Annotated in this window: 14 protein-coding genes; 6 read left to right on the top strand and 8 right to left on the bottom strand. The window is 69.6% G+C overall.

Features of this window, described 5'->3' with window-relative positions; genetic code table 11:
- Window positions 1-14 precede the first annotated feature (14 nt).
- Window positions 15-1,556 carry an alpha-L-fucosidase gene (locus ABZ880_RS07350; protein WP_361258322.1) on the top strand — a complete coding sequence of 514 codons (1,542 nt, stop codon included), beginning with the start codon at window positions 15-17 and terminating at the stop codon, window positions 1,554-1,556.
- 90 nt (window positions 1,557-1,646) lie between these two features.
- Here the strand turns inward: ABZ880_RS07350 and ABZ880_RS07345 are convergent, their stop codons facing one another.
- The 4 genes from ABZ880_RS07345 to ABZ880_RS07330 form a co-directional block, all read right to left on the bottom strand.
- Window positions 1,647-2,255 (bottom strand): DedA family protein, encoded by a 609-nt coding sequence (locus tag ABZ880_RS07345; protein ID WP_361258319.1) that lies wholly within the window; start codon window positions 2,253-2,255, stop codon window positions 1,647-1,649.
- A 38-nt stretch (window positions 2,256-2,293) separates the two neighbouring features.
- On the bottom strand, window positions 2,294-2,809 hold the full coding sequence (locus ABZ880_RS07340; protein ID WP_361258317.1) for a MaoC family dehydratase: 516 nt from the start codon (window positions 2,807-2,809) through the stop codon (window positions 2,294-2,296).
- A 52-nt stretch (window positions 2,810-2,861) separates the two neighbouring features.
- Window positions 2,862-3,770, bottom strand: coding sequence for a helix-turn-helix transcriptional regulator (locus ABZ880_RS07335; protein WP_361258314.1), 909 nt, complete (start codon window positions 3,768-3,770; stop codon window positions 2,862-2,864).
- A gap of 188 nt (window positions 3,771-3,958) precedes the next feature.
- Window positions 3,959-4,201, bottom strand: a complete 243-nt coding sequence (locus tag ABZ880_RS07330; protein WP_361258311.1) for a DUF397 domain-containing protein — start codon at window positions 4,199-4,201, stop codon at window positions 3,959-3,961.
- Window positions 4,202-4,429: 228 nt separating this feature from the next.
- On the opposite strand from ABZ880_RS07330, the gene ABZ880_RS07325 reads away from it, so the two are divergent.
- Window positions 4,430-4,978, top strand: a complete 549-nt coding sequence (locus tag ABZ880_RS07325) for an ATP-binding protein (protein ID WP_361258308.1) — start codon at window positions 4,430-4,432, stop codon at window positions 4,976-4,978.
- Window positions 4,979-5,064: 86 nt separating this feature from the next.
- Here ABZ880_RS07325 and ABZ880_RS07320 read toward each other — a convergent pair whose 3' ends face one another.
- The 3 genes from ABZ880_RS07320 to ABZ880_RS07310 all read right to left on the bottom strand — a co-directional run bounded on the left by ABZ880_RS07320 (window position 5,065) and on the right by ABZ880_RS07310 (window position 7,717).
- Window positions 5,065-5,868 (bottom strand): SAM-dependent methyltransferase, encoded by an 804-nt coding sequence (locus tag ABZ880_RS07320; RefSeq protein WP_361258305.1) that lies wholly within the window; start codon window positions 5,866-5,868, stop codon window positions 5,065-5,067.
- Window positions 5,869-5,931: 63 nt separating this feature from the next.
- Complete coding sequence (locus tag ABZ880_RS07315; RefSeq protein ID WP_361258302.1) at window positions 5,932-6,552, bottom strand: hypothetical protein; 621 nt, start codon at window positions 6,550-6,552, stop codon at window positions 5,932-5,934.
- A gap of 259 nt (window positions 6,553-6,811) precedes the next feature.
- The gene (locus tag ABZ880_RS07310; protein ID WP_361258299.1) at window positions 6,812-7,717 is read right to left on the bottom strand and encodes an AraC family transcriptional regulator; all 906 of its coding nucleotides are present in this window, start codon (window positions 7,715-7,717) and stop codon (window positions 6,812-6,814) included.
- 161 nt (window positions 7,718-7,878) lie between these two features.
- Between ABZ880_RS07310 and ABZ880_RS07305 the strand changes: the two genes are divergently transcribed.
- On the top strand, window positions 7,879-8,961 hold the full coding sequence (locus tag ABZ880_RS07305; protein WP_361258296.1) for an aldo/keto reductase: 1,083 nt from the start codon (window positions 7,879-7,881) through the stop codon (window positions 8,959-8,961).
- A 1-nt stretch (window position 8,962) separates the two neighbouring features.
- Here ABZ880_RS07305 and ABZ880_RS07300 read toward each other — a convergent pair whose 3' ends face one another.
- Window positions 8,963-10,009, bottom strand: a complete 1,047-nt coding sequence (locus tag ABZ880_RS07300; protein ID WP_361259212.1) for a LacI family DNA-binding transcriptional regulator — start codon at window positions 10,007-10,009, stop codon at window positions 8,963-8,965.
- Between the two features lie 220 nt (window positions 10,010-10,229).
- On the opposite strand from ABZ880_RS07300, the gene ABZ880_RS07295 reads away from it, so the two are divergent.
- From ABZ880_RS07295 to ABZ880_RS07285, 3 genes are read left to right on the top strand one after another with little or no spacing between them, the layout of a single operon-like run.
- A complete protein-coding gene (locus tag ABZ880_RS07295) occupies window positions 10,230-11,522 on the top strand; it encodes a sugar ABC transporter substrate-binding protein (protein WP_361258294.1) in 1,293 nt (430 codons plus the stop codon).
- 6 nt (window positions 11,523-11,528) lie between these two features.
- The gene (locus ABZ880_RS07290; protein WP_361258291.1) at window positions 11,529-12,440 is read left to right on the top strand and encodes a sugar ABC transporter permease; all 912 of its coding nucleotides are present in this window, start codon (window positions 11,529-11,531) and stop codon (window positions 12,438-12,440) included.
- A complete protein-coding gene (locus ABZ880_RS07285) occupies window positions 12,437-13,345 on the top strand; it encodes a carbohydrate ABC transporter permease (protein WP_361258288.1) in 909 nt (302 codons plus the stop codon). The genes ABZ880_RS07290 and ABZ880_RS07285 overlap by 4 nt, the downstream gene beginning before the upstream one ends.
- The last annotated feature ends 8 nt before the right edge of the window (window positions 13,346-13,353 follow it).

Below are 13,353 nucleotides of genomic sequence, written 5' to 3'. Positions count from 1 at the left end.
GGAGTTGACCTCGCATGGCCCTCTCGAGACGCCTCTTCGTCACCTCGGCCGCGGTGGTCGCCGCCACCGGCCTGCCCGCGCTGCCCGCCTCGGCCGCCCAGTCGCCCGCCGAGTCCCGCTACCGCATCCCCGTCAGTCCCGACGACACACCCGACGAGCTGGTCCACAAGGCCTCCCGAGTCCGGCCCACCGCACGGCAGATCGCCTGGCAGCAATTCGGGCAGACGGCCTTCCTGCACTTCGGCGTCAACACCTTCACCGGCCTCGAATGGGGCACCGGCGACGAGGACCCGAACGTCTTCCAGCCCACCGGCCTGAACACCGACCAGTGGGCCCGGGCACTGCTGGACGGCGGCTTCAAGCTCGCCATCCTCACCGTCAAGCACCACGACGGCTTCGTCCTCTACCCCTCCCGCTACACCAACCACACGGTGGCGTCGAGCAGTTGGCAGGGCGGCCACGGCGACGTGCTGCGTTCCTTCGCCGACTCCATGCGCCGGTACGGCCTCAAGGTCGGCGTCTACATCTCGCCCGCCGACGAGAACCAGTACCTGCACGGCGTGTACGCCAACGGCAGCGCCCGCTCCACACGGACCGTCCCGACGCTCGTCGACGGCGACGACCGCTCCCCGCAGCGCTTCTACACGCTGGACGCCACCGACTACGGCGCCCACATGCTCAACACCCTCTACGAGGTGCTCACCGAGTACGGCCCGGTCGACGAGGTCTGGTTCGACGGCGCCCAGGGCCGCATCCCGCCGGGCAAGGTCGAGGACTACGACTGGGACAGCTGGTACTCGCTGGTCAGATCGCTGGCCCCGGACGCGGCGATCGCCGTGACCGGCCCGGACCTGCGCTGGGTGGGCAACGAGGCCGGGACCGCGCGGGAGAACGAGTGGAGCGTCATCCCGGTCAAGGAGAACCAGTACGGCCGCACCGACTGGGCGTTGTCGTACGACACCCCCGACGAGGGCAGCCGCACGGCGCTCGTCACCGCGCAGCCGAACACCGACTACCTGCAGTGGTGGCCCGCCGAGTGCGATGTGTCGATCCACGACGGCTGGTTCTACCATCCCGACCAACTCCCCAAGAGCGTCGACGAGTTGATCGACATCTACTTCGGCTCGGTGGGTCGCAACTCGGTCCTGCTGCTCAACGTGCCGCCGGACACCGACGGTCTGCTCGCGGACCGCGATGTGGCACGGCTGCGCGAGTTCCGCCAGCGCGTCGAACGGGAGCTGCCCGCCGACCTCACCCGGGGCGCGCGCGTCACCGACTCCTCCGGAGTGCGCACCGTCGACCTCGGTGCGGCACGCGAGGTGGACCGGATCCGGCTCGCGGAGGACATCCGGCAGGGGCAGCAGGTCGAGAACTTCGTCGTCGAGGCCGTCGTGGACGGGGCCTGGGCGCAGGTCGCGACGGCGGGCACGATTGGCGCGAGCCGCATCCTGCTGCTGGACGCGCCGGTACGGGCCCGGCGTTGGCGGGTGCGGGTCACGGCGGCCCGGGCGGCCGTACATCTCGCGGAGTTCGGGCTGTACCGGTCACGCGTCTGAGGGGGAGCCGAGCCGGGCGGTCACCAGGGCGTCGGCGACCTGGTGACCGCCCCACCGAACTCGGGGTCCTGCGACTCGCCCGGAATGCGGTCATGAGTGCCGGCGACGGTGTCGCCGTATGCGCCACACCACGAGGCCCACGACCACGAGTCCGGCCGTCACCAGTGCGACCGTCCGGCCGACCATGCTCTCGGCCCGCTCGTAGGCGGCACCCGCGGCGTAGCCCACGAGGGCGTTGCCGACGCCCCAGATGACGCCGCCGAGCGCGTTGTAGAGGAGGAAGCGGCGGTACGGCATCTCCGACGCGCCCGCCAGCGCCGGGACGAGGGAGCGGAAGAGGGCGACGAAGCGGCCGAGGAAGACCGCCGCCGGGCCGCGCCGGCGGATCAGCTCGCGGGCCCTGGCCACGCGCTCGGCGCGGCCGCGCAGGGGGCGGCGCTCGAGCAGCGGCGGTCCGAGGCGCCGGCCGATCTCGTAGCCGACGCTGTCCCCGGCGATCGCCGCGAGGACGACGGCGAGCGTCAGCCAGGCCAGGTCGACGGTGCCCTGCCGGGCCAGGACGCCGCCGACGATCACCGCGGTCTCGCCCGGCAGCAGGAACCCGAAGAACAGCGCGTCCTCGGCGAAGACCAGGGCCACGACCACGACGTAGACCACGGGCCCGGACAGATCGGCGAGCCAGTGGGTGAGAGCGCTCATCCGCCGGCTCCCTTCCCAGGCGGTTACGAGTACCCCGCTCAGGCGGTCCCTTCCGCGGCCGTGCGGCGCAGCAGGAAGTTCACCGCGGTCATGGTCAGGACCGGCTCGCCGTGCTGGTTGAGGACCTCGATCCCGGTGTGCACGACCCCGCGGTCCGGCTTGGAGCGCGAGACGCGGGACTCACGCACGGTGGTGCGCAGCGACAGGCTGTCGCCGGGCCGGACCGGCCGGACCCAGCGCAGCTTGTCGATGCCGGGGGAGGCCAGGCCGCCCACCTTGCTGATGTAGTGGTCGGCGTACAGCCGCATCATCACGGCGCAGGTGTGCCAGCCGCTGGCGATCAGGCCCTGGTGGGGGCCGCGCAGCGCGGCCTGCGGGTCGGTGTGGATGGCCTGCGGGTCGAACTCGCCGGCGAACCGGAGGATCTCCTCCTCGGTGACGGTGATGCTGCCGTAGACGTAGACCGCGCCCGGCACGTAGTCCTCGAAGTACCGGTCGTCGATGGGCACGGCGAAGTCGGCGTCGCTCAGCGTGGTGGTGGTCGGTGCTGTCATTCGCGGCACGATAGCCGCCGGTGCGGCATGCGCGGCGAAGCGATTCTGCGGCTCAGATCTCCTTGAGGACCTGTTCCAGGAAGGCCAACGAGTCCGCCGCGGGGGCGGCCACCAGGCTGAGGCGGTCCATGACCGCGAGGTAGTGGTCGACCTCCTCGGGCTTGTCCAGGTACAGGGCGCTGGAGAGCTGCTCGAGGTAGACGATGTCGGGCAGGTCGGGAACGGGGAAGCGCAGCACGGTGATCGGGCCGCCGGCCGCCGCGTGGCCGCCGACGTGGAAGGGCAGCACCTGGAGCGTGACGTTCGGCAGCGCCGCGGCCTCGATGAGGTGCCGCAGCTGCGCGCGCATCACGTCGACGCCGCCGAGCGGACGGCGCAGCGCCGCCTCGTCGACGACGACCCACAGCTTCGGTGCGTCGGGCTTGGCGAGCAATGCCTGCCGGGTCATGCGGAGTTCGACGCGGCGCCCGATCGCGTCCGGGGAGGTGATGGGGTGGCCGAGCCGGATGACGGCCTCGGCGTACGCGGGGGTCTGCAACAGGCCCGGGATGAACTGGACTTCGTAGGTGCGGATGAGGGAGGCGGCCTCCTCGAGCCCCAGGTGCTGCTCGAACCAGCTGGGGAAGGCGTCGCCGTACGCCCGCCACCAGCCGGGTTCGTTGGTCCGCCGCACCGAGTCCAGGAACTCCTGGCGTACGTCCGGGTCCTGGACGCCGTACAGCGTGAGCAGGTCGGCGATGTCGCGTTCCTTGAAGCCGACGCGGCCCAGCTCCATGCGGCAGAGCTTGGCGTCGGAGGCCCGTATCGTCGAAGCGGCCGCGTCCCGGCTGATGTTGAGGGATTCGCGCAGGCGGCGCAGTCGCGTGCCCAGCACGATGCGCTGGACGGTCGGGCCGCCGCGCCGCAGGCTCAGGACGTCGGAACCGGAGGGAACGGGTTCTGGTCGAGCTGTCGCAGTCATGTCCATCCCCTCGGCCGCCGCACCGGCTCCGCCTGTCCCGGCTCTGCACGTCTTCGGGACTCGACATGTCTACGGGACTCAACCAAGGAGAGTAGCACCCAGGTGTCGTACGGCTGCGTTGCGTGAAGTGGCCGGAAGGCGACGGTCCTTGACCGCGCCTTCCGGCCGTCCGCGGGTGCTGCCTGACCTCAGCGGCCGGGGAGTAGGCCGTCGAAGTCGCCGTCCTTCACACCGCGGACGAAGGCGGAGATCTCGGCGCCGGTGTAGACGAGCGCGGGACCTTCGGGGTGACGGGAGTTGCGCACGGCGACGCTGCCGTCCGGAAGTGCTGCGAGTTCGACGCAGTTGCCCTCGGGGTTGCTGTGCTGGCTCTTGCGCCAGACCGCTCCTCTCAGCTGGGTGGCCGGTGTGCCGTTGCTCACGTGCTGCATCTGAACCCTCTTCGAGACGGAGTCGCGGGCGGCCGTGCAATTGCATCCTCAATTGCATCCACTCGTGGTGAACGGGACGATAGCGGTGGCGCATGCCGCTCGGCAAGATCGTCTGCAATTGCAGCGGTAATTGCCGATGCACTTGCGCCCGGACTGCCGGACGGAGCACGATACTTCGCACAGGTGTAGCGCTCGGTAGTTCTCTCCGCAGGGGTCCCAGGGGTCGCGATGTCCGCAGAGCAAGTCGCACAACCAACCAACCCCCTGCGGATCGAGGCGACTTGGGAGTGGTTGTGCCAGGCGGTCGAGCGCCTGGGCAGACCCGAGCCCGGGTACCGCTTCCCGCTCACTCCCGCCGCGCGGGACGGCCAGGGCCCGGCCCACTGCTCCGTCCTCGTCGTACCGCCGATCCCCCAATCCGCCCATCTGGCCCGCGACTTCGCGAGAACGACACTGCTCGAACTGGCCGCGGCCGAGCGGATCGACGACGTGGCGGTCACCGTCTCGGAACTGGTGAGCAACGCCCTGCGCTACGGCCGATCAGCCGACGGCGAGGGGGAGTTGCAGCCGTCGCTGTGGGTGGCGTTCTGGGAGCAGCTGTCCTGCGCGCTGTGCGCGGTCACGGACGAGAGCGACCTGGTCCCCGTGGCCGTGGAGGCGGACGAGCTCGCGGAGTCGGGGCGGGGGCTGCAGGTCGTGTCGGTGCTGAGTGACATGTGGGGCTGGAACCCCCGGGCCGGTGGCGGAAAGGTCGTCTGGGCCCTGTTCCGGCTGTGACGCGGGGGATTTGCCGGCTGTGACACGGGGGATCGAGGTCTGAGGGCCTGCCCTTCGGATCTGCTCGGCGAAGGACAGGCCCCGGCTCAGCCCTTGCGGCCGATGCCGCAGATCGCGTCCACCTCGGAGGGGGAGCGGCCCACGTCGACCGGCTCCGGGTGCCACTGCGAAGTGGGGACGATGCCGGGCTCGATGACCTCCAGACCTTCGAAGTAGGCCGCGATCCGCTCGGGTCCGCGCAGGTGGTAGGAGCTGGCGGAGTTGGCGTTGTAGACGGAAATCGCCTGGTTGAGCGCCTCGTTGGTGTCGGTGCCGTCACTCAGGGCGAGATAGCTGCCCGGCGGGAGCGCGTCGAGGAAGCGGGCCACGACGGCTTCCGGCTCGTCGGAGTCGGGGATCTGGCCCAGGATGCCCAGCATGGTCAGCGCCACCGGCTTGCTGAAGTCCAGCGTCTTGGCGGCCTCTTCGAGGATCCGCTCGGGATCGCGCACATCCGCGTCGAGGTAGGCACAGGCACCCTCGGGGGTACTGGTGAGCAGGGCCTGGGCGTGCACCAGCACCAGCGGGTCGTTGTCGACGTACACGATGCGGCTGTCGGGGGCGACCCGCTGCGCGACCTCGTGGGTGTTGTCGACGGTGGGCAGCCCGGTGCCGACGTCCAGGAACTGACGGATGCCCGCCTCGGCGGCGAGATAGCGTACGGCCCGTACCAGGAAACGCCGTTGGAGCCGGGCGAGCAGGGCGATGTCCGGGAACATCTGCAGGATCATCTCGCCCGCCTGGCGGTCGGCGGCGTAGTTATCCTTGCCGCCGAGCAGGAAGTTCCACACACGGGCCGAATGCGGCTGGTCCAGCTGGAGCCGGTCGGCCAGCGGGTCTTCGGAGGTCATGGTCAAAGCTTCACATGAAGTGGGGGGCGGTGTCCGGCCGTTCGTGCTTACGGCGGTTCTGCTTTACGGCAGTTCGGGCCGCCCCATCACGCGGTAGCCCTGGCCGCGGTCGGCCGGTTCGCGGGCGTCGTCGTTGTCCAGGGTCACGCTGCCGTACTCCCCGTCGGCCACCCACTCGACCTTGACCGAGAACCGGATGTCCTGGTCGCTCGGGTCGAGTCGGAGGCTCAGCTGTTTCGGATCACTGGCGGAGACCGTGAAGGGGAAGTCCTTGGCCTTGCTGCCGGAGCCGGCCGCGGCCACCACGGGCACCGGAGTCTGTGTCAGACGCACGTCGAATTTGCGGGCGTTCATGCCCCCGCCGCAGCCGTGCGGGTCGGTCACCGTGCCCAGCGTCGGACTGTCCTGGCTCGACCGGACCTCGACCTCGACCCCGGTGACCACGATGGCCTCGTCGGTCTTCGCCTGCAGGGTGAGGGGAAGCTCCGCGGGCCTGTACCCCTTCGCCGTGATCGGAACGCCCTCGGCGGTGCCCGGATCCTGCTCCGGCACGTCGCCGTGATAGCGGGGCACGCAGCCACCGGGTCCTGGCGTGTACGCCGTCAGCCCGGGCGGGCCGGTGATTTTCGCCCAGGTCCAGCCCCACAAGCCTTGGACGGCCCAGAAGGCGATCGCGCCGACCATCGGCAGGACGACGAGTGTCGCCCAGTGGGTCCGATCCCTGAAGGGAGACGGTGACGGTGCCTGCTGCGGCGCTGCGTCTGTACCGCTTGTGTCGCTGTCAGGCGGTCCCGGTGACGTATCGGGGTCCGTGGACACTTCAGCCTCCCTGACTGCCTGACGCCGACGCGCCGCGTCGTCTCGAGTTTTCACCCGCAACTATGCATTGGATCAAGGCAGTTCACCACTTGGCCTCCGGAGAGAGCGGCTGTGCGTCGCCGGGTCACCAAGGAGTCGCCGATGCGGCGGTCGCCTCCTCGCGCGGCTCCGTGCGCAGGCGTGCCGCGTCCTGGCCCGGGGGCAGGCCGAAGTGGCGGCGGTATTCGCGGCTGAACTGGGAGGCGCTGTCGTAGCCGACCGCGAACCCGACGGTCGCGACGTCCTCGGTGCCGCTCATCAGCCGCAGCCGGGCCTCCTGGAGGCGGATCTGCTTCTGGTACTGGATCGGCGTCATCGCGGTCAGCGCGCGGAAGTGGCGGTGGAATGGCGACAGGCTCATCCCCGACATCCGGGCCAGGTCCTCGACGCGCAGGGTCTCCGTGTAGTGCTCGCGGATCCACTGCAGGGCCCGGCCGATATGGGTCAGGCGGCTGTCTCCCAGCCCGATCTGCCGTACCAGCGCGCCCTGTTCGCCGTTGATCAGCCGCCACATGATCTCCCGCTCGATCATCGGGGCGAGCACCGGCACGTCGGCCGGCCGGTCGAGGAGCCGGATCATGCGGACGAAGGCGTCGAGAAGGTCGGCCGGTGCGTCGCTCACCGTCAGACCGGGCGACGGGGTCCTGTTGCCGCGGTCCGAGCCCGTCTCCAGGAGGAGCGAGGCGATCACGGCCGGATCGAGGGCGAGCCCGGCGCCCAGCATCGGACACTGCGAACTGGCCTGTGAGACATGGCCGCTGACCGGCAGACCCAGCGGGATCACCAGATGCTGGCCGGCACCGTAGTCGTAGACGCGGTCGCCGAGGACGAGCCTCTTCGCGCCCTGCGCAACGACCGCCAGCACGGGATCGGAGATCCCGGCGCGCGGCGGCGTCGGCCGGTCCTGCGCCGACAGCATCAGACCGTCGACCCCGCCGGTGGACCGTCCCGCGTGCCGGGCGATCAGGGTGCGCAACTCATCCAGGGACACCCTTCCGATTGAAGACCGCGGACCGATTCCGCGCAACGCGGATCCGGGCCAATTCGACAGGATCGTGCAAGAGACCGGTGGGATCGCACTAACAAGTGCGCTGATCAGAGTGGTTTGCTCGAAGAGTCCGCTTCCCGACAAACCAACAACGGAGCACTTTCATGACACTCGATTCATACGTAGGTCTCGGCCGCTCCGGCCTCAAGGTCAGCCCCTTCTGCCTCGGCGCCATGAACTTCGGCGAGGACGGCGGATTCGGCTGCAGCGTCGAGGAGTCCGAGAAGATCCTGCAGACCTACCTCGACCGCGGCGGCAACTTCCTCGACACCGCGAACTTCTACACCAACGGCCACTCGGAGGCGATCCTCGGCGACTACTTCGCCGCCCGACCCGGCCTGCGCGACCGCCTGGTGCTGGCCACCAAGTTCTACGGCAACCTCCACCTCGGCGACCCCAACGGCGGCGGCGCGAGCCGCAAGGCGATCATCGGCCAGCTGGAGGAGTCGCTGCGACGGCTGCGCACCGACTACATCGACCTGTACTGGCTGCACAACCACGACCGGTCCACCCCGATCGAGGAGACCCTGCGCACCCTGGACGACCTCGTCACCGCGGGCAAGATCCGCTACGTCGGCTTCTCCGACACCCCGGCCTGGTTCACCGCCAAGGCCCACACCACCGCCCTGCTGCGCGGCTGGACCCCGGTCACCGCGCTGCAGATGGAGTACTCCCTGCTGGAGCGCACCATCGAGGGCGAGCTGATCCCGCTCGCGCAGGACGCCGGCATGGGCGTGCTGCCGTGGAGCCCGCTGAAGAGCGGCTACCTGTCCGGCAAGTACCGCCGGGGCCAGGCCGGTCCCGGCGACGCCAGGCGGGCGGCCGTCCTCGGGCTGCCCAGCGACGAACAGTTCACCGTGATCGAGGCGCTGACCACCGTCGCCGAGGAGGCCGGCGCGAGCCCGGCGGCCGTAGCGCTGGCATGGGTGCAGAGCCGCCCCGGCGTCAGCTCCACCCTCATCGGCCCGCGCACCCTCGAGCACCTGGAGGCCAACCTCGCCGGCCTCGACGTGCGCCTCACCCCGGAGCAGACCGCGACCCTGGACGAGGTGTCGGCCCCGACGCTGAACTTCCCCTACGACCTCAACCGCAGGGTGGGGGCGATGCTGAAGTACGCGGGCGCCACCGTGGACGGCGAGCCGAGTGCGGTGTACCCGCCCCTGGTGCAGAGCGCGGCACGCTACTGACTCACGCGTCCCGCGCGACTCCGGTGCTGTCCCGCACGATCACCTGGGGCACCGGCACCCGCACCGTCCGCGCCGGCCCGCCGTCCACCAGCGCCGTCAACTCCCTTGCCGCCGTGCGCCCGAACTCCACGCTGTCCCGCGACAGCGCCGACAGCCACGGCTTGACCATGCGGCACAGGGCCGAGTCCTCCCAGGCCACCACCGACACGTCCGCCGGTACGGAGAAGCCGAGTTCGGCCGCGGTGGCCACGCCGGCGACGGCCATCACGTCGTTGTCGTAGATCAACGCGGTGGGGGGAGCGGGGTGTTGCAGGACCCGGCGGGTGACGGCCGCGCCCTCCGCGTCGGAGTAGTCGGTGGTGACCGACTCGACCTCGGTCAGGCCCCGGCGCCCGGCCTCGGTGCGCAGGGTGCGGATACGGCGCTCGGTGTGGGCCAGGCCCGGAAGGCCCGCGATGTGCACGATCCGGCGGTGGCCGAGCGCGTAGAGCTCGTCCACCACCGAGGCCATCGCGCCCGCGTCGTCCGCCCACACCGTCGACAGGCCGGGGTGGCGTTCGTCGGGGGTGCCGCCGATCACCACGGCGGGCAGGCCGAGTTCGTCGAGGAGATCGGGGCGCGGGTCGTCGGTGCGCGGGTCGACGACCAGTACGCCGTCCACGCGGTGCTCGGCCCACCAGCGCCGGTAGACCGCGCACTCGTCGGCGACGTCCTCCACCACCTGGAAGAGCAGGCCGAGGTGACGCTCCGCCAGCACCTCCTGTATGCCGGAGACCAGTTGGAGGAAGAAGGAGTCGACGCCGAGGGTGTCCGCGGGGCGGGCCAGGACGAAGCCGACCGTCGCCGCGCCCTCCCCGGACAGCTGGCGGGCCGCCGCACTGGGCCGCCAGCCCAGCTGCTCGGCGACCCGGCGCACCCGGTCGCGGGTGAGCTCGGAGACTCCGGGACGGCCGTTGAGCGCGAAGGAGACCGCGCTCTCGGAGACACCCGCGCGTTGCGCGATGTCCTTCATCGTCGGCCGACGGGCCGGGGAACGCTTGGCCGGCACGTTGCTCCCCATTTCTGACAGGTTGCAGCTAATGCGCTTGAGTGCAAGAACCCTAAAGCGCATTAGCGAAGTCTGGCAAGTTTTCATCTGTACTCGTCTGACCTGCACTAATGAAGAGTGAATTTCTTTAGTTGCAGCCAATCCATTGACTTCTCCGGAAGGCCGCGGGCATGGTCCCAGGCGTCACCGCCACCGACACTCCCAGGGGAGCCGTGTCACCGTGCCCACATCCCGCAGAACCTTCGCCGCTGCCGCCGTCGCCGCCCTCGTCCTGCCGCTGAGCGCCTGCGGCTCCGGGAACGGGGACGGGGGATCGGCCGACGCCTCCGGCAAGGTCGAGGGCGACATCACCTTCCAGACCTGGAACCTGCGAGCCAACTTCAAGGACTACTTCGAGGGCGTGATCGCCGAGTTCGAGAAGAAGTACCCGGACACCCATGTGAAGTGGGTCGACCAGCCCGCCGAGGGCTACGCCGACAAGATCAGCGCCGACGCGGCCGGCGGCACCCTGCCCGACGTCGTCAACGTCTCCCCGGACCTCGTCGCCCCGCTCGCCAAGGCCGGCCTGGCCCTCGACCTCGACAAGGCGGCGGCCAAGTACAAGAAGGAGTACCTGGAAGGGGCCTGGGCCAGCCACCGCATACCGGGCATGACCGGGACGTACGCCTTCCCCTGGTACCTCAACACCGGGCCGCTCTTCTACAACAAGTCCCTGTTCAAGAAGGCCGGACTCGACCCCGACCGGCCGCCGAAGACGTACGACGAACTCTTCGCCGACGCCCTGGAGTTGGCGAAGAAGAGCGACGGCAAGGTCGCCACCCTCGCCAACGTGCCCACCATCGAGGACTTCGGCCGCTACGGCGTCGGGCTCATGAACAAGCAGGGCACCGCCTTCGCCTTCAACGACACCAAGGGCGTACAACTGCTCACCCAATACAAGGAGTTGTACGACGCCAAGGCGCTCGACCCGCAGGCGCTGACCGCCACGCCCGAGTCGTCCGGCAAGAAGTTCCTCACCGAGGCCGTCGCCATGAACCCCGGCAGCGCCCTCGACCTCGGCAACTTCAAGAAGAACGCGCCGAACCTGTACAAGAACATCGGCATCACCGACCAGATCACCAGCACCGGCCACGTCAACATGTACGTGATGGGCGTGATGGTCAACTCCAAGACCAAGCACACGCCCGCCGCCGTCGCCTTCGCCCACTTCGTCACCGACGCCGAGCACCAGATGTCCTTCGCCAAGAAGGTCGCCATCTTCCCGAGCACCGCCGGCTCGCTCGACGACCCGTACTTCACCAAGGAGGACGGGACCGACGAGACGCGCGTGCGGATCGCCGCCGCCAAGTCGCTGAAGAACGCGGTCAATTACACGCCCGTCCTGTTCAGTGAGCAGATGAAGACGGCGCTGCGGAACGAGGTGGCCAAGGCATTTCAGGGCAAGGAGAGCCCCAAGACGGCTCTGGACAACGCTGTCAAGGCCTGCAACACGCTCCTCCAGCAGCAGGGTTAGCGCGCGATGGCCACTTCTGCCGTGTCCCGGGTGCGGAGCGCAAGGCATGTGCGGCGTCAACTGCCCACCAGCCCCTGGCTGTTCGCCGCACCCGGGCTGCTGATCACCGGCGCGTTCATCCTGTACCCGTTCGTCTCCACGCTGGTCAACGCCTTCACCGACCGCCGGACCCTGATCCCGGGCCGGTTCGTGGGCCTCGCCAACTTCCGCGAACTGCTGCACGACGACATGTTCTGGATCGGCCTGCGCAACAGCACGCTCTACGTCCTCGGGGTCGTCCCGGCGCTGGTGATCCTGCCGCTGCTGCTCGCGCTGCTGGTGCAGAAGAACATCCCCGGCATCACCTTCTTCCGGTCCGCCTTCTACACCCCCGTCGTCGCCTCGATCGTCGTCGTCGGCCTGATCTGGGTGTGGCTGCTCGACGAACGCGGCCTGGTCAACTCCCTGCTGGAGAGCATCGGGGTCGGCCGGGTCGGCTTCCTCAGCGACCAGTGGCTGCTTCTGCTGAGCGCCATGGCGGTCACGGTCTGGAAGGGCCTCGGCTACTACATGATCATTTATCTGGCGGCGCTGGCGAACGTCCCACGCGAACTGCACGAGGCCGCCGCCGTCGACGGCGCGGGCGCGGTCCGCCGCTTCCTCAGCGTCACCGTGCCCGCCGTCCGCTCCACCATGGTCCTGGTCGGCGCGCTCTCCTCGGTCGCCGCCTTCAAGGTGTTCTCCGAGGTGTACCTGATGGCGGGCCCCAGCGGCGGCCCGGCCGGCGAGGACACCACCCTCGTCATGCTCGTCCAGCGCACCGGCACCGGCCTGACCGGCCGTGTCGGCTACGCATCCGCCATCTCGGTCGTCGTCTTCGTCGTCACCGTCGTGCTGATGCTGCTCGTGCTGCGGGCGGATCGGAGGGACGAGGCATGAGTGTGATGGAGAAGGTGCGGCCCACTGCTTCGAGGCCGGCCGTTGCCCGTGAACCCCGCGTCACCGACGAGCACGGCCGCCGCATCCGGGTGTGGGAGCTCGCCCTGCGCTACGTGCTGTTGCTCGCCGTCCTCGCCCTGACCGTCGGCCCGTTCCTGTGGCAGCTGTCCACCTCGCTCAAGGGCCCGACCGAGGACATCTACAGCTCCCCGCCGAGCTTCCTGCCCGGCCACCCCACCCTGCACAACTACGAGCGCGTCTCCGACACCATCCCCGTCTGGGACTACGCCCTCAACTCGCTGAAGGTCGCCACCGCCAACGTCGTGACCAACTGCGTCGGTTCGGCCCTCGCCGGCTACGCGCTGGCCCGGCTGCGCTACCGCGGCCGCCGGGGCGCCACCCTCGCCTTCATCCTGGCGATGCTCGTGCCCGTGGAGGGCATCATCATCGCCCAGTTCACGACCATGCGGGAGCTCGGCCTCAACAACACCCTGGTCGGGGTGGTCCTGCCGGGCTGCATCGGCGCCATGAACGTGCTGCTGATGCGCAACGCCTTCCTCAACCTGCCGTACGAGATCGAGGAGGCGGCCTACGTCGACGGCGCCAATGTCTGGCAGCGGTTCCTGCGCATCGCGCTGCCCGCCGTGAAGGGGACCCTCGCCGTCGTCGCGATCTTCGCCTTCATGGGCGCCTGGGACGACTTCCTGTGGCCGCTGATCGTGCTGAGCGACCCGTCCAGGTTCACGCTGACCATCGGCCTCAACTATCTGCACGGCACCTTCGCCAACGACGAACGGCTCGTCGCCGCGGGCACGGTGATCGCCGTCGCACCGCTGATCGTCCTCTTCGCCTGTCTGCAGCGGTACTTCTTCCGCGGGGTGGGCGAGGGGGCCGTAAAGGGCTGACCTCCCCT

It is taken from the genome of Streptomyces sp. NPDC047043 (assembly GCF_040644055.1).
Taxonomy (GTDB): domain Bacteria; phylum Actinomycetota; class Actinomycetes; order Streptomycetales; family Streptomycetaceae; genus Streptomyces.
This window is presented reverse-complemented; position numbering and strand designations above follow the sequence as displayed.

Coding starts and splice junctions, on each gene's coding strand:
- ABZ880_RS07285 (WP_361258288.1), top strand. CDS start 12,437: ATGAGTGTGATGGAGAAGGTGCGGCCCACTGCTTCGAGGCCGGCCGTT.
- ABZ880_RS07340 (WP_361258317.1), bottom strand. CDS start 2,809: ATGACAGCACCGACCACCACCACGCTGAGCGACGCCGACTTCGCCGTG.
- ABZ880_RS07305 (WP_361258296.1), top strand. CDS start 7,879: ATGACACTCGATTCATACGTAGGTCTCGGCCGCTCCGGCCTCAAGGTC.
- ABZ880_RS07325 (WP_361258308.1), top strand. CDS start 4,430: ATGTCCGCAGAGCAAGTCGCACAACCAACCAACCCCCTGCGGATCGAG.
- ABZ880_RS07330 (WP_361258311.1), bottom strand. CDS start 4,201: ATGCAGCACGTGAGCAACGGCACACCGGCCACCCAGCTGAGAGGAGCG.
- ABZ880_RS07345 (WP_361258319.1), bottom strand. CDS start 2,255: ATGAGCGCTCTCACCCACTGGCTCGCCGATCTGTCCGGGCCCGTGGTC.
- ABZ880_RS07320 (WP_361258305.1), bottom strand. CDS start 5,868: ATGACCTCCGAAGACCCGCTGGCCGACCGGCTCCAGCTGGACCAGCCG.
- ABZ880_RS07290 (WP_361258291.1), top strand. CDS start 11,529: ATGGCCACTTCTGCCGTGTCCCGGGTGCGGAGCGCAAGGCATGTGCGG.
- ABZ880_RS07350 (WP_361258322.1), top strand. CDS start 15: ATGGCCCTCTCGAGACGCCTCTTCGTCACCTCGGCCGCGGTGGTCGCC.
- ABZ880_RS07335 (WP_361258314.1), bottom strand. CDS start 3,770: ATGACTGCGACAGCTCGACCAGAACCCGTTCCCTCCGGTTCCGACGTC.
- ABZ880_RS07315 (WP_361258302.1), bottom strand. CDS start 6,552: ATGGTCGGCGCGATCGCCTTCTGGGCCGTCCAAGGCTTGTGGGGCTGG.